Origin of the sequence: Variovorax sp. V15, from assembly GCF_041154425.1 — a bacterium.
Taxonomy (GTDB): Bacteria; Pseudomonadota; Gammaproteobacteria; order Burkholderiales; family Burkholderiaceae_C; genus Variovorax; species Variovorax guangxiensis.
Map to the genome: position 1 here is coordinate 3,064,696 of NZ_AP028659.1, position 17,917 is coordinate 3,082,612.

The following is a 17,917-nucleotide window of genomic DNA, read 5'->3' on the forward strand; positions in this document are numbered from 1 at the left end:
CCATCATGGCCAACCCAATCGTTCCCTGGCTCGGTGGCAAGCGCCGCTTGGCCGACATCATCATCCCGCGGTTCCCGCCGCATACCTGCTACGTCGAGGTGTTCGCCGGCGGCGCGGCGCTGTACTTCCTGCGGCCGCCGGCCGACGTCGAGGTCATCAACGACGTGAACGGCGAGCTGGTCAACCTGTACCGGGTAGTCCAGCACCACCTCGAGGAGTTCGTGCGCCAGTTCAAATGGGCGCTGTCGAGCCGCCAAGTGTTCAAGTGGCTGCAGGACACGCCGCCTGCCGGCCTGACCGACATCCAACGCGCGGCCCGGTTCTTTTACCTGCAGCACCATGCGTTCGGCGGCAAGGTCGACGGGCAGACCTGGGGCACGGCCACCACCGCGCCGCCAGTCAACCTGCTGCGCCTCGAGGAACAACTCAGCGCCGCGCACCTGCGGCTGGCCAGCACGCACGTCGAGCACCTCGACTGGCGGGAATGCATGCGCCGCTACGACCGTCCGCACACGCTGTTCTATCTCGACCCGCCATACTGGAAGACCGAAGGCTATGGCGTTCCTTTCCCATGGGCGGAATACGAGGCGATGGCCAGCATGCTGAAGGCACTGCAGGGCAAGGCAATCCTCAGCATCAACGACCACCCGGACATTCGGCGGTGCTTCTCAGCTTTCCACATGGAAAGCCTGGAGATCGGCTATTCGCTAAACAGCAAAGCTGGGGCGCCCGCGCAGCGGGGAGAGCTGCTCGTCTTCAGCTGGGACGTGGAGTCCGAGCCAACCGGCTTGTTCTGACGTGAGTGGGCGCGAGGGGCTCCTGGGCAACGAGGCGACGTCGGTGCGTGCAAGTGCAGACATCCGGACCAAACACATGGGAGGACGCCAACTACCCTTGAAAGGATGAGGCGGACGGTCGTGACAAGCGTCAAAAAACCCTCGGCGTGACATTTGTCACGGGTGATTTGAAAAAGCGAGTATGGTTTCTTTCTCGCTGCTCGCGCCAATCATCAATGGGGGTGCCACTCCTGCGCCGAGTACACGGAGGTGAGCATGGATGGTGTTGCACACGTCCACCTCGGCAAGACTGGGGAATGGGTCTTTTATCTGCTTCGAATGAAGCCTCCAGAAGGCGGATATTCGGCGGTCGCCGACATCCGCCTGAACGGCCTGCAGGAATGCAAGCTTGTGTTGGCTGCTCCGCTAATGACTCAGCCTGAAGGCGACGAGGCGCTGAAGCGAAAATGCATCGATTGGATCGAAAGGCGAGAGGCCGAAGCAGACGCCGCGAGCCAGTCGGCCGAGAGCGAAGCAGGTTAACCCATACGGGGAAACCGTGGGCGGGCTTACCGCAGCGGCATCCCCACTGGGCTGCTGCCCTCGTCGTCACGGTCGATGCGAGGCCCGATCCGCTCGTCCTCGGCCAGCCTTTCTAAGGCCCACATGCCCGCCTGCAGCGCATCGATCCACATGTCGTAGCCTTCTTCGGCGGACTGGAGTTCAAGCCACTGGCTTGCGTCATCGCCTTCCTCCATGAGCACCCAATAGAAATGCCCCGGATCGGGCTCGTCGACATGCACTGAGATTCGGCGTACGTGGGTCATCAGCGCTTCCCGTCTGCGAGGTACCGGCGCACCGCTTCGACAGAATGGCCTACAGCCTTCACGGCCTCCCGCAGCTGTGCCTCGGTGACGCCGAGCGATTCCGTCCAGGAACGCACCTCGTGCGGCTCATCGAGCGAGATGAGCTTTCGGTCGAGGCCAGTCTTCTTCGTGTCGTCTGCCATGTGGATCTCCTGTAGAGCGCCGGCACCGCGCCAGCCGTGCCTCAACTTCGCGCCACCGCGGCCTGACGGCCATCCTCAAAAGGCGATTCCGTCTGACAGGGACTCTCCTACGCCGGCGGGACTGTCCAGCCATGCCGCACCTCGTCGACTTCCCGCCCATGCTGCTCGATGAGCGGCCGCTGGACTTTGACGAGCCCGGGTGGATCTACGAGATCAAGTTCGACGGCTACCGCGTGGGGGCTGAGTTTGACCGCGGTGCGGTTTCCCTGCGGAGCCGCAACGGTGCTGACGCCACCAGGTGGTTCCCGGAGGTCACCCAGGCGCTGGCCAGGGTGAAGGGCGGCCAGTACGTCGTCGACGGTGAGATGTGCGTGCTTGACGAGCTCGGCCGCAGTGACTTCGACAGGCTGCAGGACCGAGCCCGCCGCCGTCGCTGGTACGAGGGCGCCTCGCCCGTTGTGTATTGCGTATTCGACCTGCTGGTGGACCGCGGGGAAGACATTACCCAGCAGCCGCTGGTCCAGCGCAAGGCGGCGCTCGCGAGGCTGTTCAAGCCTGCCCGGCCGGGCATCCTGGTGGTGCGGCACTTCAAGGACCAGCCGCTCAGGATCTTCGATGAGGCGGTGATCCCGCTGAAGCTCGAGGGCCTGGTCGCGAAGCGGGCGGCCAGTGTTTACCAGCCGGGTGTCCGCTCGAGCGACTGGGTGAAGATCAAGCGAAAGGGCGCCGTGCCGCCGGAGCGATTCAAGCGCCGTTGAACTTGGGCGATCGAGGCCTGCGAGCGCCCAGGAAAAAGCCGCCTCAAGGGCGGCTTGGCGCGGCGTGCCCAAGTTCAACCCGCGGCGGGCGGTCTGCGGATCTCGACAGGCCCGATCCCGCTGTAGACGATGCTGCCGTCCTTCAGCGACGTGACCGTCCAACGCGCGGTACCGTGGCCAGGCGTGATCTTGTAGTCGCCCGGGCTCAGCGGTAAGAGCTGCACCTCTCGCTCGGTGTCGCTGTACCAGGCCGGCACATAGAGGACTGCAGGTTCGGAAGGGAAGAATTCAGCTTGGCTCATTGGGTTGATTGTCCTCGTCCTCACTTCGCCGACCGATGCGCGAAATGAGCCACTCCTGATATTTCTCCTCGGCGGGCGTCTTTTGCCGGCGACCTGCATACGGAGCATCGGCCGGGATCGTGCTGAGAGGCGCGCGAACCTCGCGGCTCGAGAGGATTGGGGTGGCATCCGGATAGCGTTCGGCCGCGTACTCGATGGTCATCTTGAAACGCGACGGGCTAGGCTTCTTGCTCCAGATACTGGGCGGCATCATGAAGAAGAAGAACTCCTCCTCCTCCTTCCTTTCCATGGCGTTGCTCCCTAGAACGGCACCGGACCGAACGTGCTGCGGATTTGGTCGCCCGCGCTGCTTTCACGCGCACCGCTGACGCGATCTGCAGCGCTGGCGCAAAGCGTGGCCACGCCGTACGCAAATTCCAGCATCTCCTTCGAGAGCCGCTGTCCGTCTTTGGTGATCCCGGCCGTGACAGCCAGCGTCTGGAACTCCTCCTCCACTCGGACGAAGCCGGAGTTGGTATCGGGACCGGTGTAGGAGCTGTAGTGCTGGCGTGCGACGTCTTCAGGCTGCCGATGGCCGACCACGCGCTGGAGTGCATCGGCCTCTATGGACGTGATCTCGATGTCGATCTTTCCCTTTGCGAGGGTGTGCGATTCCTCGATGAAGCGGGAAATCCATTCCTGCCGCACTGATCGCTTCTGTGCATGGGGTGTGCCGGGGATTGGGGTGGTGGCTGTAAGGGCGACGGAGGTGGCTGCAGATTCCATGACGGGCTCCTGAGAATAACTGTATGGAAATACAGTATCTACCTGGGGGTATTCGCACGTCAACGGGTTCCTGAGCGCAGAATCTGGACACCATGTGCACCCGTTACATCTCTCCCGAAGACCGTGAAATCGAGGCGGCCTGGTACATCGGCGCCCGCACCGCGGAGCGCTGGTTGCGCAGCATGAACCCGCTGCGCAAGGGGCCATTCATGCGCCGCGCGCGGGACGTCACCGAGTACGAGCGAGAGCTAGTGGTCGGGCAGTGGGGGATGATCCCGCCCTGGTCGACCTCGAACATCCCGCAGACGAAGCCGCGCAAAGGGGAGGTGAAGGGAAAGCGTCTGAGTACGGTCAACGCGCGCACTGACCGCATGGAGAAGTCGCCGACCTACGGCAGCGCCTGGAAGAAGGGGCAGCGCTGCATCATCCCGGCCAGCAGCTTCGACGAGCCGAACTGGGAGGCCGGGAAGAACCAGTGGTGGCGCTTCAAGCGCGTCGACGGCAGGCCATGGGGCATCGCAGGCCTGTGGGATACCTGGACGGATCTCAAGACCGGCGAGGTCTGGGACAGCTACACCATGCTGACCATCAACGCGAACCTGCACCCGCTGATGTCGCGTATGCACCGGATCGAGATCGACAAGGCGACCGGGCTGGAGATCTTCGACAAGCGTTCTGTGGTGCCGCTCGAGGAACACGACTTCGACCGCTGGCTCACGTGCACCGTGGAAGAGGCGCGCGGCATGCTGATGCTGCCCGACATGGACGTTATCGATGCAGGACCGGCTGAGAATGAGGAACCTCGCGAGAACCAGCGAGCGCTCGATAGCGCTGAGGAAGAAGAGCTGCCTCTCCGAGGGTGATTCGTGGACGATCAAGAGATCCCGACCGACATCTGGGTCTTCTACTGCGCCAAGCGGCTCAAGCAGCACTGGCGCACGGTCGATCCTGAGCAGCTCGAGGAGCTGGCGGCCGACCTAGCGGGAGACGCGAGCCTGCGCGCCCTGTCGCCGATCGCGGCAGCTGCGCTGTTCCTCGAGCCCGTGATGCTTCCGGACGAGCCCGCCTAGACGTCGGTCTGTTCGGGAGCCTCGCCGAGGGCTTCCTCGGCGTCGACCCATCCGCCCTTGGCGTCGATGCGGAGCGTGCGAGAGGTCCCACCCTTTGCCAGCAGCGTGACGTCCATCATCCCTTTCGGCGTTTCAGCGGGCAGGGCGCCTCGCCTGTAAATGATGATCTGCTCGAAGGTGTCGGCGACCAGCTGCCGCGCCTGCAGCCGCGCGTCGACGTCCTGGGCCTCGACGCCGGCGGCCAGCTTGCGCCAAGTCTCGTCGACGCCCTGCAGGTCGGTCCTGGCCACCGATGCCAGCTCGCGCTCCGCGCTGGCGACGTCGGCGGCCGCGCGCTGCTGGTCGACCTCGAGTGCACGTGCCCGCCTGGCGAAGGTCGCCGGCGTGCCGCCGTCTTCGGCCGCCTCGAGCATGGCGTCGGTGAGGCGCTCGAGCTTGGTGGTGAGATCCGCCAGCTCGGCCCTTGCCTTGGCCAGTCTTGCGCGTGGGCCTGCTGCGCGATCGCCCCCATAGAGCGCCTGCAGGTTGAGCATGTCGCTGCAGTAGGCCATCAGGGCGCGCTCCACGGGGGCCACCGAGCTCGAGCCGGGCACGGGGCAACCGCCATGGCTGTAGCTGGTGCAGTGGAGGCGCCTGTGGCCGTCCTGGATGCCTCCATCGGGCCGGCGGTTTCTCGTGCCGATGTTCTGGCCGACCAGTGCCCGGCCGCAGTATCCGCAGACCGTGATCCCCAGGCCCGTCACGATGGCCGGCACGCTTCCGCCGGCGGCGGCGCGGCGCCCGCGTCCTGCCGCGAGGGCCTGCAGGTCGTTCCACTCGGCCTCGGTCAGCAGGGCCGGGTAGTAGCCGGGCAGCCGGAATGTCTCGCCGTCGACCTCAATCTCCTTCTCGCCCAGCAGCGCGCGCTGCTTGATGAGGCGGTAGATCTGCAGTGCCTGGGGGCCTCGGCCGGTGAGGGACAGCTCCCGCTCGGTCAGCGCCGCGAGGATGCGGGTCGCGCTGTACCCACGTCTGTACAGGTCGATGCCAGTGCGGACGGCCTCGACGCGCTCGGGGACCAGCTGCCACTCGCCGTCGACCAGCTGGACCCAGACGGGATCTTTGCCGTTGCGGATCAGCCCTCGGTAGGTGCCGGCCAGCCAGTTCTGGCACTGCCGAATGATGCTGGCGCGCACGCGCTTGCTCTTCGTGTCCGATTCCTCGTGAGCGCGGATCATGACGAGCAGCGAATAGACAAGGTCCATCGGGTTCGCCTTCAACCGCTCGCGGCTGTACTCTTTTCCGTCGCTCGCAGTCACGACGGTGATGCCGGCATTTACAATCTGGGCCAGTTGCGCTTGAGCCTGGATGGGCTCGGCGCGAGAGAGCCGGTCTAGCCCCTCGACGACGAGGACAGAGCCCGGCGGTACTTTCCCGCTTTCAACAGCAGCCAGAAAGACACCCAGCGCCCCCGATTTGACGTGCCGCTGGTGGTACGCGGAAAGCCCCTCATCCTGAAGCGTCAGCGAGTCATCCAACTTGAGGCCGTGCTCGGCCGCCCAGCGCGCCGCGTAGGCGGCCTGGCGCTCGAGGCTCGAGCCTTTCGCCTGGCGTGGATCTGAGAAGCGGCTGTAGCTATAAACGAGACCTGACAATGAGTTCCCCCATGACGACCGACGTAGCCGAACGCCGAAAAGTGCCGAGTATAGGAATGGTATCGCTCGGGTGCCCCAAGGCCCTTACCGATTCCGAATTGATCCTGACCCAGCTGAGCGCCGAGGGTTATCAGACCGCAAAGACCTTCGAAGGCGCCGATCTGGTGATCGTCAACACTTGCGGCTTCATCGACGATGCCGTGAAGGAAAGTCTGGACACCATCGGCGAAGCCCTGGCCGAGAACGGCCGCGTGATCGTCACCGGTTGTCTTGGTGCCAAGACCGGCGACCAGGGCGGGAACCTGGTGCGCCAGATGCACCCGAGCGTGCTGGCCGTGACCGGCCCGCATGCCACGCAGGAGGTGATGGATGCGGTGCATGCCAATCTGCCGAAGCCGCACGACCCATTCATCGATCTCGTGCCCAACACATTCGGCGTCGCGGGTCTCAAGCTGACGCCGCGCCACTATGCCTATCTGAAGATCAGCGAGGGCTGCAACCATCGCTGCACCTTCTGCATCATTCCCTCGATGCGCGGCGACCTCGTGTCACGGCCGGTCGGCGATGTGCTGAGCGAGGCCAAGGCCCTGTTCGAAGGTGGCGTGAAGGAGCTGCTGGTGATCAGCCAGGACACCTCGGCCTATGGAGTCGACGTGAAGTACCGCACCGGTTTCTGGGACGGCAAGCCGGTCAAGACGCGCATGCTCGAGCTGGTGCGCACGCTGGGTGAAATCGCCGAGCCGTATGGCGCGTGGGTTCGCCTGCACTACGTGTACCCGTATCCGAGCGTGGACGAGATCATTCCGCTGATGGCGAGCGGGCAGGTGCTGCCGTATCTCGATGTGCCCTTGCAGCACAGCCACCCGGATGTACTGAAACGCATGAAGCGCCCGGCCAGTGGTGAGAAGAACCTGGAGCGGCTGGCGCGTTGGCGCGAGGTGTGTCCCGAGCTCGTGATCCGCAGTACCTTCATCGCGGGCTTCCCTGGCGAGACGGAGCAGGAGTTCGAGCATCTGCTCGACTTCATCCGCGAGGCCGAGATCGATCGCGCCGGCTGCTTTGCCTACAGCCCGGTCGAAGGCGCCACCGCCAACGACATTCCCGGCATGCTGCCCGAGGCGGAGCGCGAGGCGCGTCGTGCGCGCTTCATGGAAGTGGCGGAGGCTGTGTCGATCGCCAAGCTGCAAAGGCGCATCGGCTCGACGATGCAGGTGCTGGTCGATTCGGCGCCCGCCATGGGCCGCAAGGGCGGAGTGGGGCGCACGTATGCCGATGCACCGGAGATCGACGGCACGGTCCGTCTGCTGCCGCCCGAGAAGATCAGCAAGACGCTGAAGGTAGGTGAGTTCACCCGCGCGCGCATCGTGGGTGCAGAGGGCCACGATCTGATCGCGCTGCCCGTTTGATGCGGATCCGATCGACCATGAAAAAAGCCACCGGAGACCGGTGGCTTGTTTCGGATGACCTGGCGGGGGTCAATTTGGATCTGGTGCCCAGAAGAGGACTCGAACCTCCACGATGTTACTCGCTAGTACCTGAAACTAGTGCGTCTACCAATTCCGCCATCTGGGCTTTCTCTGCTTTTCAGCAAAGACTGCGAGTATACACAATTTGCCGCGGCGGCCTGAAAAAAACGGGTCGCGCGCAAAAAAATTGGCACTGGTCCGGCTCTTGCCTGTCCGGTTGCGCCGACCGTTCGATGTGGATTCGATCGGCAATGAAAAAAGCCACCGGAGACCGGTGGCTTGAATCGAATGACCTGGTAAAGGTCTGTTTAAACTTGGTGCCCAGAAGAGGACTCGAACCTCCACGATGTTACTCGCTAGTACCTGAAACTAGTGCGTCTACCAATTCCGCCATCTGGGCCCACGTAGTTGCAGAAGCAACTGCGTTTTGAATTTCAGGAAAGAAGGAGATCATATCAAAAATAACGTCACTTCCAGCGGACTGCTGGATGAAATCGAAGGAACTGTCCAAGGACATCGCGACGGGCACGGCTTCGTGCAGCGCGACGATGGCGAAGCAGACATCTATCTGCCCCCGAATGAAATGCGTGCGGTGCTTCACAAGGACCGCGTCAAGGCGCGCATCGTGCGTCAGGACCGCCGTGGCCGCCCCGAAGGGCGCGTGGTGGAGATCGTCGAGCGTCCTGAGCAGCCCATCATCGGCCGCCTGCTGCACGAAGGCGGCATCTGGCTCGTCGCGCCGGAAGACAAGCGCTACGGCCAGGACGTCCTGATTCCCAAGGGAGCCACCGGCCCCGCGAAGGTGGGGCAGGTCGTCGTCGTGCAGCTCACCGAGCCGCCGGCCCTGTTCGGCCAGCCCGTGGGCCGTGTGAAGGAAGTGCTGGGCGAGATCGACGACCCCGGCATGGAGATCGAGATCGCCGTGCGCAAGTACGGCGTGCCGCATGAGTTTTCCGCGGAGTGCCTGGCCGCGTCCAAGGCGCTGCCCGAGAAGGTCCGCCCCGCCGACAAGAAAGGCCGTGTCGACCTCACCGACGTCCCGCTCGTCACCATCGACGGCGAAGACGCGCGCGACTTCGACGATGCCGTCTACTGCGAGCCCGCGAAGGTGGGCCGCGGCAAGGGCTGGCGCCTGCTGGTGGCCATTGCCGACGTCAGCGCCTATGTGCAGACCGGCTCGCCCATCGACATCGACGCCTACGACCGCGCCACCAGCGTCTACTTCCCGCGCCGCGTGATTCCGATGCTGCCGGAGAAGCTCTCGAACGGCCTGTGCTCGCTCAACCCCGAGGTCGAGCGCCTGTGCATGGTGTGCGACATGCTGGTCGCCGCCGACGGCGAGATCTACGCCTACCAGTTCTATCCGGCCGTGATGTTCAGCCACGCGCGCTTCACGTACACCGAGGTGGCGGCCATCCTGGGCAACACGCGCGGGCCCGAGGCCGCGAAGCGCAAGGACCGCGTCAACGACCTGCTGAACCTCGCCGACGTATACAAGGCATTGCTCAAGCAGCGCGGCAAGCGCGGCGCCGTCGACTTCGAGACCACCGAGACGCAGATCATCTGCGACGACGCAGGCCGCATCGAAAAGATCGTGCCGCGCACGCGCAACGAGGCACACCGCCTGATCGAAGAAGCGATGCTCGCCGCCAACGTCTGCAGCGCCGACTTCATCGCCGAGGGCAAGCACCCGGGCCTGTACCGCGTGCACGAAGGCCCCACGCCTGAAAAGAAGGAGATCCTGCGCGGCTACCTGAAGGCCATGGGTGTCGGCCTGAGCATCACCGACGACCCCAGGCCCGGTGAATTCCAGGCGATCGCCGAAGCCACCAAGGACCGCCCCGACGCACAGCAGATCCACACCATGCTGCTGCGCTCGATGCAGCAGGCGATCTACACGCCGATCAACAGCGGCCACTTCGGCCTGGCCTACGAGGCCTACACGCACTTCACCAGTCCGATCCGGCGCTATCCGGACCTGCTGGTGCACCGCGTGATCAAGGCGATTCTCGGCAAGACGCGCTATCAGCTGCCGATGCTGCCCACCCCCGGTGAGGCGCATGCCAAGCTGGCCAAGCGACTCGCCTCGCGCGTGAAAGCGCCCACGGCGAAGCCGCAGAAGGCCACCGTCGCGCCCAGCAAGGAAGTCATGGCGTGGGAGGCCGCGGGCCTGCATTGCAGCGCCAACGAGCGCCGCGCCGACGAAGCCAGCCGCGACGTCGAGGCCTGGCTCAAGTGCAAGTACATGCGCGAGCATCTCGGCGAGGAATACGGCGGCGTGGTCACCGCGGCCACCACCTTCGGCATCTTCGTCACGCTCGATGCGATGTACGTCGAGGGCCTGGTGCACATCACCGAGCTCGGCGGCGAGTACTTCAAGTTCGACGAGATGCGCCAGGAGCTGCGCGGCGAACGCACCGGCATCCGCTATGCCATCGGCACGCGAGTGCGGGTGCAGGTGAGCCGCGTCGACCTGGACGGCCGCAAGATCGACTTCCGCCTCGTGCGCGAAGGCGAAGAGCTGACGACGCGGGCCATGAAGGACAAGGGTGCGGCATCATCGGGCGTGCCCGTGAAGGCCTCGGCCAAGCGCAGCACGCGCAACAAGGCGGAAGCCGGCAAGGCCGAGCCGCGCGGCGAGCGACCCACCTCGGCCACGGCCGGGGCGCAGTCGGCGATGCAGGCCTTCAAGTCGGCGGTGAAGAAAGCCGCCAGCAAGATGAAGGGCAAGGGGCGCAAGCCGCGCCGCTGACCGGGCCTCACGCCATCGAACGAACCATCGACAACCGAAAAGAAAGAGACAGACAGCATGAGCGCTGAAGACAACAAGGGCCGTATCGCCATCGTCACGGGTGCCGGCTCCGGCATCGGCCGCGCCGCCGCGCTGGCGCTGCTGGGCGACGGCTGGAGCGTGGCGCTGGCGGGCCGCCGCCTGGAGCCGCTGGAGCAGGTGGCGGAAGAGTCGGGCGCCGGCGCGCGCGCCTTCGCGGTGCCTACCGATGTATCGAACGCGGCCTCGGTGCAAGCCCTGTTCGCTGCCACCGTCGAGCGCTTCGGCCGCGTCGACCTGCTGTTCAACAACGCCGGCGTCGGCAACCCGCCGGGCCCGTTCGAGGACTGGACGCCCGAGCAGTGGCAGGGCGTGGTCGACATCAACCTGACAGGCATGTTCTTCTGCATCCAGCAGGCCTTCCGCACGATGAAGGCGCAGAAGCCGATGGGCGGGCGCATCATCAACAACGGCTCCATCTCGGCCACGGCGCCGCGTCCGAACTCGGCTGCGTACACCGCGACGAAGCACGCGGTGGAGGGGCTCACCAAGACGGCGTCCCTCGATGGCCGCAAGTACGACATCGCCGTGGGGCAGGTGGACGTGGGCAACGCCATGACCGAGCTGGCCGCGCGCATGGCCAAGGGCGTGCCGCAGGCCAACGGCGAACTGGCCATCGAGCCGCTGATCGACGTGAAGATCGTCGGCCAGTCGGTGCTCTACATGGCGAACCTTCCGCTGGAAGCCAACGTGCTCTTCCACACCATCATGGCGACGAAGATGCCCTTCGTCGGGCGCGGCTGAGGCGCTTCAGACCGGCGCGCGGCGGGCCAGCGTGCCAGCCGTGAGCGGGGCTGCGTCGGCCGGCCAGGTGTCTGCGATGTGGCCGTGTTGCCAGACGGCTTCGCGCGCGGCTTCGAAGGCGGGGCGGCCCGCGGCCAGCGCCGCGCCGATCATTCCGGCCAGCACGTCGCCGGTTCCGGCGGTTGCGAGGCGGGCGTTGCCGCTCAGGTTGATGATCGGTGGCGCTTCGCCGGGACTGGCGATGACGGAGCCCGAGCCCTTGAGTACAGCCACCACGCTGAAGCGTGCGGCAAGCTCTTGGGCTGCGGCCAGCCTATCTGCCTGAACTTCGCCGACCAATCGGCCCAGCAGGCGCGCTGCTTCCAGCGGGTGCGGCGTGATCGCAGTGGGCGACCCGTCTTTTCCGCGTGATGCCAGCTGGGCTTGCAGCGCGCCGTCGGCCGCGATGGCGTTGAGCGCATCGGCATCGAGCACCAGGGCGGCCGCCGTCGAAAGCACGCGCGGCAACAGTTCGTTCACGGCTTCTCCTCCGCCGCACCCGCAGACTGCCGTCATGTTCGAGAGATCGAGCGTTTGGGCGTCGCGCAGCATCAACTCGGGTTGCGCGGTGTCGACAGGCGCCGCGCTCGGATCGAGCAAGCCGACGAATACGCGCCCCGCGCCCGCGTGCAGCGCCGCTGAGCCAGCCAGCAAGGCAGCGCCAGCCATGCCGGCGGCCCCGCCGATCACCGCGACGTCGCCATAGCTGCCCTTGTGCGAGGCGTGATTGCGCGGCTGCGCTTCGGGTGCTCCTGCGATCCGTGCCGTGGGCTGGTCCTTGAAGGCGCCGCACTCCAGGTCGTCGAACCAGACGGTGCCCGCGGCGTCTCGACCCTGCGCGGTGAACAGGCCGGGCTTCAGCGTGAGGAAGGTGATGCAGGTGCGAGTCGACGCCTGCGCAGGGCTGACGCCTTGGGCCAGCGTGCCGGTATCCGCGTTCAGGCCCGATGGCACGTCGACGCACAGCACGGGCTGGCCGCTGGCGTGCATCTTCTCCAGCCAGTCGGCCATCGCGCCTTCGGGTGGCCGCGTCGAGCCGATGCCGAGCAATGCGTCGATCGCCAGTTCGTAGTCCGAAGGCGGCGTCGATGCGAAGGTCACGCCGGCATCGCGCGCTCGTTGCAGCGATGCCTTGGCGTCCGGCGGCAGCATGCCTTCATCGCCGATGGACGTGACCACCGGAAAGAAGCCCCGGTGCCGCAACTGGGCGGCAGCCTCGAACCCGTCGCCACCGTTGTTGCCCGGCCCGCAAGCCACCCATATCGTGCGCGCATGTGGCGCGATTGCCATCGCGAGCCTCGCCACCGCAAGGCCTGCGCGTCGCATCAGCGTGTGGGCGGGCAGGGCGGCCGACGCTGCCTGCTCGATGCGGCGCGTGGCGGCGATGTCGAACAGGTCGGCAGCAGTGGCGGAGGTGATGCGTTGCATCGGCGCATTGTGCCGTTGGCCCGGCTCGCTGCTTGCCTCCCTATCATCCGGGGGATGAACTTCAAAGGCGTCGGCTGGCTGCTTGTCCTGCTTCTCGCGGCGCTTGTTTCGTTCCTGGCCGCGACGATGGCGTGGATCGCGGGATTCGGGTGGGTGCTGGGCCTGTTGTGCCTCGTGTGGGGCGTCTTCCTGCTGGCGGAGTTCAGGCGATGGGTGCCTCTGCGAGATGTGGCCTGGGCCGCCAATGTCGGTTTCGGCATCAGCGTGATCCGCTGGTTCGACCTGCCGGCCGAGGGTGCCTCCGGCCTGGCGCGGCTGGCGCTGCTGGGCGCCGGTGTGCTGTGCCTGATCTTCTTCGCGTTGATCTGCCCCGGCTTGCTGGCCTGGGGCGCCGGCAGGCTGCGGCCTCCGCCCGAGCCGGGGTTTCCCGTCGAGAAGCCCGCAAGCCCCGAAGCCTTGCGCCGGTGGGGCCCTAAAGACTGAGCCGTTCGGCCCCGAGCCCTTCGAGGTCGATGTCCGGCTCGCGTCCGGCGATCAGGTCGCCCAGCACGCGCGCGCTGCCACACGAGAGCGCCCAGCCGCTCGACCCATGCCCGAGGTTGAGCCACACGCCCGGAATGCCGCTCGCGCCCAGCACCGGCGGGCCATCGGGCAGCATCGGCCGCGCGCCTTTCCATTGCTGGATGCCCGACTGCAGCGTGGCGGCTCCCGGAAACCAGTCGTGCAGCACCTTGTAGAGCGTCTGCACCGCGGCTGGGTTCATCGTGTCCAGCGAGCCGCCGATTTCGGCGCTGCCGGCCACGCGCACGCGTTGGCCCAGCCGGGAGATGGCGACCTTGAAGCGCTCGTCCATCACCGCGCTGCGCGGCGCATTGAGCGGCTCGCGGATCGGCGCGCTCACCGAATGGCCGTAGACCGGCGCCATCGGAATGCGCAGGCCCAGCGGCCGCAGCAGCGAGGCCGATTCCAGTCCGGCGCAAACCACCACGGCGTCGTAGCGCACCGGGTCGGAGCCGCTCGCCAGCGACAGCGAGGTGGGGGCCGCGCGGCTCAGCGGCGCGATGTCGCAGTTGAAATGGAACTGCGCACCGAACGACTCGGCCTCCCACTTGAGCAGCAGCGCGAACTGGCGGCAGTTGGCCACTTCGTCCTCGGGCAGGTGGATGGCGCCTGCCAGCGGGGTGTCGGGGTTCAGGGCGGGTTCGATGAGCCGCGCTTCGTCGGCGTCGACTTCCTTGAAGACGCTGCCAGCCGCGCGCAGCACGTCGAGCCCGGGCTGCACCAGCTTCTTCTCGCGCTTGGAGCGAAGCAGCACGAGATAACCGTCGCTGCGCTCATAGCTGAGTTCGCGTGCCTCGGTCACCTCGTGCAGCCGGTTGCGGCTGTAGAACGCCAGGCGCTGCATGCGGGCGCGGTTGGCCAGGTAGGTGTCGAGCTTGCAGGCCTTCTGCCAGCGGGAGAGCCAGCCGAGGTCGCGCGAGCCCAGGGGCCAGCGCAGCTTGATGGCACCGTGAGAGGAGAGCAGGGAGCGCAGCACCTTGCCGCGCATGCCGGGGCCGGCCCACGGCGTGACGTATCCGGGAGCGACCACGCCGGCGTTGGCGAAGCTGGCTTCCTCGGCGGCGGCGCCGCGGCGCTCGAAGACGGTCACTTCATGGCCGTCGGAAACCAGTTCCCAGGCGGTGGTGACGCCTATGATGCCGGCGCCCACGATCGCGATTTTCATTGAATGTTCAGGATGAGAGAGATGGCTGACGCCCGCGGGACGGGCGCCGTCGGCCGTTATTCTTGCAGCGCGCGCTCGGTCTGGAGCGCCACCGCGAGCACGGCGTCGTCGTGCAGCGCCGCGTTCCACAGCATCAGGCCCACCGGCAGTTCGCCTGGAGCCTGGCAGGGCAGCGAGATGGCGCAGCCGTCGAGCATGTTGACGATCGACGGATTGCGCAGGAGCAGCGCATTGACGCGGAAGAATTCTTCGTCGCGCTCCGCGCCCGGCGCCACGCTGGCGATGGACGGCGCGGTGATCGGCACCGTCGGCGACAGCACGGCGTCGAAGGGCGCGAGCACGGCTTCGACGCGGGCGATCCAGTCGCGGCGGGCGTTGATCAGGTCGATGTACTCGTGCGCCTTCATCGTGGCGCCGCGCAGGATGCGCTGGGCCACGCGCGGGTCGTAGCCCGCGCCGCTGCGTTCCAGCAGCAGGCGGTGCCAGGCGTACGACTCGGCGGCGGAGAAGCCGCCGGTGGCGTTGATGGCGCCCAGCTCGGCGAGTTCGGGCAACTCGATCTCCACGATGCGGGCGCCGGCGGCGCGAAGCATCTTCAGCGAGCGCTCGAAAGCGTTGGCCACGGCGGGCTCGATGCCGTCGAAGAACACGTTCTTCACCACAGCGAGCCTGTAGGCGGCGAGCGGGGCGTTGCCGGCGGTCACGCGACGGGCGGCGAGGATCTCGTGCGCGGTGATGGCGTCGCGCACCGAGCGGGTCATGGCGCAGGCGGTATCAAGGGTGGTCGAGAGCGGCAGCGCGCCGGCGGTGGGCGTCAGCCGGGCCGTATTCTTGAAGCCGACGATGCCGTTGAGCGCTGCCGGAATGCGGATCGAGCCGCCGGTGTCGGAGCCCAGGCCGATGAAGGCAGCGCCGCTGGCGACCGAAACCGCGGCGCCGGAAGACGAACCGCCCGGAATGCGCGGTACCGCGGGGTCGCCGGCGTTGGCTGGCGTTCCATGATGCGGATTGACGCCGACGCCTGAAAAGGCGAATTCCGTCATGTTGGTCCGGCCGGTCAGTACGCCGCCGGCGGCGCGCAGCCGGGCCACGGCGGGGGAGTCGGCCTTGGCGGCCGGGGCGTGCGCCAGGACGGCGGAGCCGGCGGGCGTGGCCTGACCCTCGACGTCGAAAAGGTCTTTGGCGGTGAAGGCGAGGCCGGTCAGGCGGCTGGCCGGGGCCGACGTGGAGGCGGATTGCAGGGCCTCGTCGAACATCGTGCGGGTGAAGACGTGCTGGCAGACCGCGGACCTGGAGATGTCGATGGCGCGCTCCATTTCGGTGCGTGCATCGGTGCCACCTGCCAGAAGGTTGAGACGGGTGGCGTGAAGGTCGTTCATGGAAGGCTGCGGGTGCCGCCGGGACGGCTCGGGTTCAGAGGGAGGGGCGACGGCCGTGCTATACTCTTTGGGTTTCGCTGGTCGGGCAACGGCTCCCGTTGCATCCAGCCAGACACATCCGCAAACCGGCCCAATCAAGGTGTTGTGACTCGATTCAAAGAGCGCAAAACGGGCTGGATTTTAGACCCAACCTTTGGAGTAATTTCAATGTCCACCACCATGCGCGAAATGCTGGAAGCAGGCGTCCATTTCGGTCACCAAACCCGCTTCTGGAACCCCAAGATGGCTCCGTACATCTTCGGCCATCGCAACAAGATCCACATCATCAACCTGGAAAAGTCGCTCCCGATGTTCCAGGAGGCGATGAAGTACGCCAAGCAGCTCACCGCCAACCGCGGCACGATCCTGATGGTCGGCACGAAGCGCCAGGCCCGTGAGATCGTGGCGGCGGAAGCCCGCCGCGCCGGCGTGCCCTTCGTCGATACCCGCTGGCTCGGCGGCATGCTGACCAACTTCAAGACCGTCAAGACCTCGATCAAGCGTCTGAAGGACATGAAGGCCCAGCAGGAAGCCGGCCTCGACAGCCTGAGCAAGAAGGAGCAGTTGACCTTCACGCGCGAGATCGAGAAGCTCGAGAAGGACATCGGCGGCATCCAGGACATGACCGCTCTGCCCGACGCCATCTTCGTGATCGACGTGGGCTTCCACAAGATCGCCGTGGCCGAAGCCAAGAAGCTCGGCATTCCGCTGATCGGCGTGGTGGACTCCAACCACTCGCCCGAAGGCATCGACTACGTGATCCCCGGCAACGACGACTCGTCGAAGGCTGTCACGCTGTATGCCCGCGGCATCGCCGATGCGATCATCGAAGGCCGCAACAGCGCCACCGGCGACGTGGTCAAGGCCATCGCCGAAGGCAATGACGAATTCGTCGAAGTCGAAGAGGGCGCCTCGGCCTGATTGGCGCGCCCGCGAGCCTGAAGAAGGGGCTTTGGTGCCCCTTTTTTTTAACCTGATTTTTGAATTCACGGAGATACGAAATGGCTGCAATCACCGCAAGCATGGTGGGCGAACTGCGCGCAAAGACCGACGCGCCGATGATGGAATGCAAGAAGGCCCTGACCGAGGCCGACGGCAACATGGAAAAGGCCGAAGAACTGCTGCGCATCAAGCTCGGCAACAAGGCTGGCAAGGCCTCGAGCCGCATCACCGCCGAAGGCGTGGTGGCCGCATACGTTGGCGGTGACGCCGGCGCGATGATCGAAGTCAACTGCGAAACCGACTTCGTCTCGAAGAACGACAGCTTCCTGGCCCTGGTCAATGCCGCCGCCAAGCTGATCGCCGAGAAGAACCCCGCCGACATCGCCGCGCTGGGCGCCCTGGCCTACGAGCAGGACGGCTTCGGCCCCACGCTCGAGGACGTGCGCAAGGGCCTGATCGGCAAGATCGGCGAGAACATGACGTTCCGCCGCTTCAAGCGCTTCGCCGGCAACGGCAAGCTGGCCTCCTACCTGCACGGCACGCGCATCGGCGTGATGGTGGAGTTCGAGGGCGACGACACCGCCGCCAAGGACGTCGCGATGCACATCGCCGCCATGAAGCCCGTGTCGGTTGCCGCTTCGGACGTGCCCGCCGAGCTGATCGAGAAGGAACGCGCAGTTGCCGCCGGCAAGGCCGAGGAAGACCGCAAGACGGCCGAAGCCGAAGGCAAGAAGCCCCAGCCGGCCGACATCGTCGCCAAGCGCATCGAAGGCGGCGTGCAGAAGTTCCTCAAGGAAGTTTCGCTGCACAACCAGCCCTTCGTGAAGAACGACAAGCAGACCGTCGAGCAGATGCTCAAGGCCGTCAACACCACGATCAAGGGCTTCACCCTGTACGTGGTCGGCGAAGGCATTGAGAAGAAAGTTGACGACTTCGCCGCTGAAGTCGCAGCCCAAGTCGCCGCAGCCAAGGCTGCCGCTTAAGCCTTTACGGCTCCAGCGACGGTGCGT

20 protein-coding genes and 2 tRNA genes are annotated in these 17,917 nt (G+C 66.0%); 11 read left to right on the top strand and 11 right to left on the bottom strand.

The genetic code is table 11. The annotated features are described in order from the left end of the window. Positions 1 to 5 precede the first annotated feature (5 nt). Both ACAM57_RS14510 and ACAM57_RS14515 read left to right on the top strand, forming a co-directional pair. On the top strand, positions 6 to 797 hold the full coding sequence (locus ACAM57_RS14510) for a DNA adenine methylase (RefSeq protein WP_369662156.1): 792 nt from the start codon (positions 6 to 8) through the stop codon (positions 795 to 797). 255 nt (positions 798 to 1,052) lie between these two features. Then, positions 1,053 to 1,319 (top strand): hypothetical protein, encoded by a 267-nt coding sequence (locus ACAM57_RS14515; protein ID WP_369662157.1) that lies wholly within the window; start codon positions 1,053 to 1,055, stop codon positions 1,317 to 1,319. Between the two features lie 26 nt (positions 1,320 to 1,345). Here ACAM57_RS14515 and ACAM57_RS14520 read toward each other — a convergent pair whose 3' ends face one another. Next, on the bottom strand, positions 1,346 to 1,603 hold the full coding sequence (locus ACAM57_RS14520; protein ID WP_369662158.1) for a hypothetical protein: 258 nt from the start codon (positions 1,601 to 1,603) through the stop codon (positions 1,346 to 1,348). Beyond that, positions 1,603 to 1,785 carry a DUF3606 domain-containing protein gene (locus ACAM57_RS14525; RefSeq protein ID WP_369662159.1) on the bottom strand — a complete coding sequence of 61 codons (183 nt, stop codon included), beginning with the start codon at positions 1,783 to 1,785 and terminating at the stop codon, positions 1,603 to 1,605. Before ACAM57_RS14525 ends, ACAM57_RS14520 begins: the two co-directional genes overlap by 1 nt. A 131-nt stretch (positions 1,786 to 1,916) precedes the next feature. Here ACAM57_RS14525 and ACAM57_RS14530 point away from each other — a divergent pair, with 131 nt between their 5' ends. Then, a complete protein-coding gene (locus ACAM57_RS14530) occupies positions 1,917 to 2,543 on the top strand; it encodes a hypothetical protein (RefSeq protein ID WP_369662160.1) in 627 nt (208 codons plus the stop codon). A gap of 74 nt (positions 2,544 to 2,617) precedes the next feature. Here the strand turns inward: ACAM57_RS14530 and ACAM57_RS14535 are convergent, their stop codons facing one another. From ACAM57_RS14535 to ACAM57_RS14545, 3 genes are read right to left on the bottom strand one after another with little or no spacing between them, the layout of a single operon-like run. Then, positions 2,618 to 2,845, bottom strand: coding sequence for a hypothetical protein (locus ACAM57_RS14535; RefSeq protein ID WP_369662161.1), 228 nt, complete (start codon positions 2,843 to 2,845; stop codon positions 2,618 to 2,620). Then, positions 2,832 to 3,134 (bottom strand): hypothetical protein, encoded by a 303-nt coding sequence (locus tag ACAM57_RS14540; RefSeq protein ID WP_369662162.1) that lies wholly within the window; start codon positions 3,132 to 3,134, stop codon positions 2,832 to 2,834. The genes ACAM57_RS14535 and ACAM57_RS14540 overlap by 14 nt, the downstream gene beginning before the upstream one ends. 11 nt (positions 3,135 to 3,145) lie before the next feature. Further along, positions 3,146 to 3,610, bottom strand: a complete 465-nt coding sequence (locus ACAM57_RS14545; RefSeq protein ID WP_369662163.1) for a hypothetical protein — start codon at positions 3,608 to 3,610, stop codon at positions 3,146 to 3,148. Positions 3,611 to 3,702: 92 nt separating this feature from the next. Between ACAM57_RS14545 and ACAM57_RS14550 the strand changes: the two genes are divergently transcribed. Both ACAM57_RS14550 and ACAM57_RS14555 read left to right on the top strand, forming a co-directional pair. Continuing rightward, positions 3,703 to 4,473 (top strand): SOS response-associated peptidase, encoded by a 771-nt coding sequence (locus ACAM57_RS14550; RefSeq protein ID WP_369662164.1) that lies wholly within the window; start codon positions 3,703 to 3,705, stop codon positions 4,471 to 4,473. 3 nt (positions 4,474 to 4,476) lie between these two features. Continuing rightward, positions 4,477 to 4,680: a hypothetical protein gene (locus ACAM57_RS14555; protein WP_369662165.1), complete on the top strand. Its 204-nt coding sequence runs from the start codon at positions 4,477 to 4,479 to the stop codon at positions 4,678 to 4,680. Here ACAM57_RS14555 and ACAM57_RS14560 read toward each other — a convergent pair. Beyond that, positions 4,677 to 6,314 (bottom strand): recombinase family protein, encoded by a 1,638-nt coding sequence (locus ACAM57_RS14560; RefSeq protein ID WP_369662166.1) that lies wholly within the window; start codon positions 6,312 to 6,314, stop codon positions 4,677 to 4,679. The genes ACAM57_RS14555 and ACAM57_RS14560 overlap by 4 nt on opposite strands. Positions 6,315 to 6,325: 11 nt before the next feature. Here ACAM57_RS14560 and rimO point away from each other — a divergent pair, with 11 nt between their 5' ends. Beyond that, positions 6,326 to 7,720: a 30S ribosomal protein S12 methylthiotransferase RimO gene (gene rimO, locus ACAM57_RS14565; RefSeq protein WP_369662167.1), complete on the top strand. Its 1,395-nt coding sequence runs from the start codon at positions 6,326 to 6,328 to the stop codon at positions 7,718 to 7,720. 81 nt (positions 7,721 to 7,801) lie between these two features. Here rimO and ACAM57_RS14570 read toward each other — a convergent pair. Next, a tRNA-Leu gene (locus ACAM57_RS14570) sits at positions 7,802 to 7,886 on the bottom strand. A gap of 209 nt (positions 7,887 to 8,095) precedes the next feature. Next, positions 8,096 to 8,180, bottom strand: a tRNA-Leu gene (locus ACAM57_RS14575). Between the two features lie 54 nt (positions 8,181 to 8,234). On the opposite strand from ACAM57_RS14575, the gene rnr reads away from it, so the two are divergent. Together rnr and ACAM57_RS14585 are read left to right on the top strand one after the other, a co-directional pair. After that, on the top strand, positions 8,235 to 10,532 hold the full coding sequence (gene rnr, locus ACAM57_RS14580; RefSeq protein ID WP_369662436.1) for a ribonuclease R: 2,298 nt from the start codon (positions 8,235 to 8,237) through the stop codon (positions 10,530 to 10,532). A 57-nt stretch (positions 10,533 to 10,589) separates the two neighbouring features. After that, complete coding sequence (locus tag ACAM57_RS14585) at positions 10,590 to 11,354, top strand: SDR family oxidoreductase (RefSeq protein WP_126024007.1); 765 nt, start codon at positions 10,590 to 10,592, stop codon at positions 11,352 to 11,354. A gap of 6 nt (positions 11,355 to 11,360) precedes the next feature. Here ACAM57_RS14585 and ACAM57_RS14590 read toward each other — a convergent pair whose 3' ends face one another. Continuing rightward, on the bottom strand, positions 11,361 to 12,821 hold the full coding sequence (locus ACAM57_RS14590; RefSeq protein ID WP_369662168.1) for an NAD(P)H-hydrate dehydratase: 1,461 nt from the start codon (positions 12,819 to 12,821) through the stop codon (positions 11,361 to 11,363). Between the two features lie 54 nt (positions 12,822 to 12,875). Between ACAM57_RS14590 and ACAM57_RS14595 the strand changes: the two genes are divergently transcribed. Continuing rightward, a complete protein-coding gene (locus ACAM57_RS14595) occupies positions 12,876 to 13,304 on the top strand; it encodes a hypothetical protein (RefSeq protein ID WP_369662169.1) in 429 nt (142 codons plus the stop codon). Here the strand turns inward: ACAM57_RS14595 and ACAM57_RS14600 are convergent. Next, the gene (locus ACAM57_RS14600) at positions 13,294 to 14,547 is read right to left on the bottom strand and encodes a D-amino acid dehydrogenase (protein ID WP_369662170.1); all 1,254 of its coding nucleotides are present in this window, start codon (positions 14,545 to 14,547) and stop codon (positions 13,294 to 13,296) included. The genes ACAM57_RS14595 and ACAM57_RS14600 overlap by 11 nt on opposite strands. A 56-nt stretch (positions 14,548 to 14,603) precedes the next feature. Next, positions 14,604 to 15,926, bottom strand: coding sequence for an amidase (locus ACAM57_RS14605; RefSeq protein ID WP_369662171.1), 1,323 nt, complete (start codon positions 15,924 to 15,926; stop codon positions 14,604 to 14,606). 207 nt (positions 15,927 to 16,133) lie between these two features. Between ACAM57_RS14605 and rpsB the strand changes: the two genes are divergently transcribed. Continuing rightward, a complete protein-coding gene (rpsB, locus tag ACAM57_RS14610) occupies positions 16,134 to 16,886 on the top strand; it encodes a 30S ribosomal protein S2 (RefSeq protein ID WP_126024014.1) in 753 nt (250 codons plus the stop codon). A gap of 80 nt (positions 16,887 to 16,966) precedes the next feature. Continuing rightward, positions 16,967 to 17,890, top strand: coding sequence for a translation elongation factor Ts (gene tsf / locus ACAM57_RS14615; protein ID WP_126024016.1), 924 nt, complete (start codon positions 16,967 to 16,969; stop codon positions 17,888 to 17,890). Positions 17,891 to 17,917: the final 27 nt, after the last annotated feature.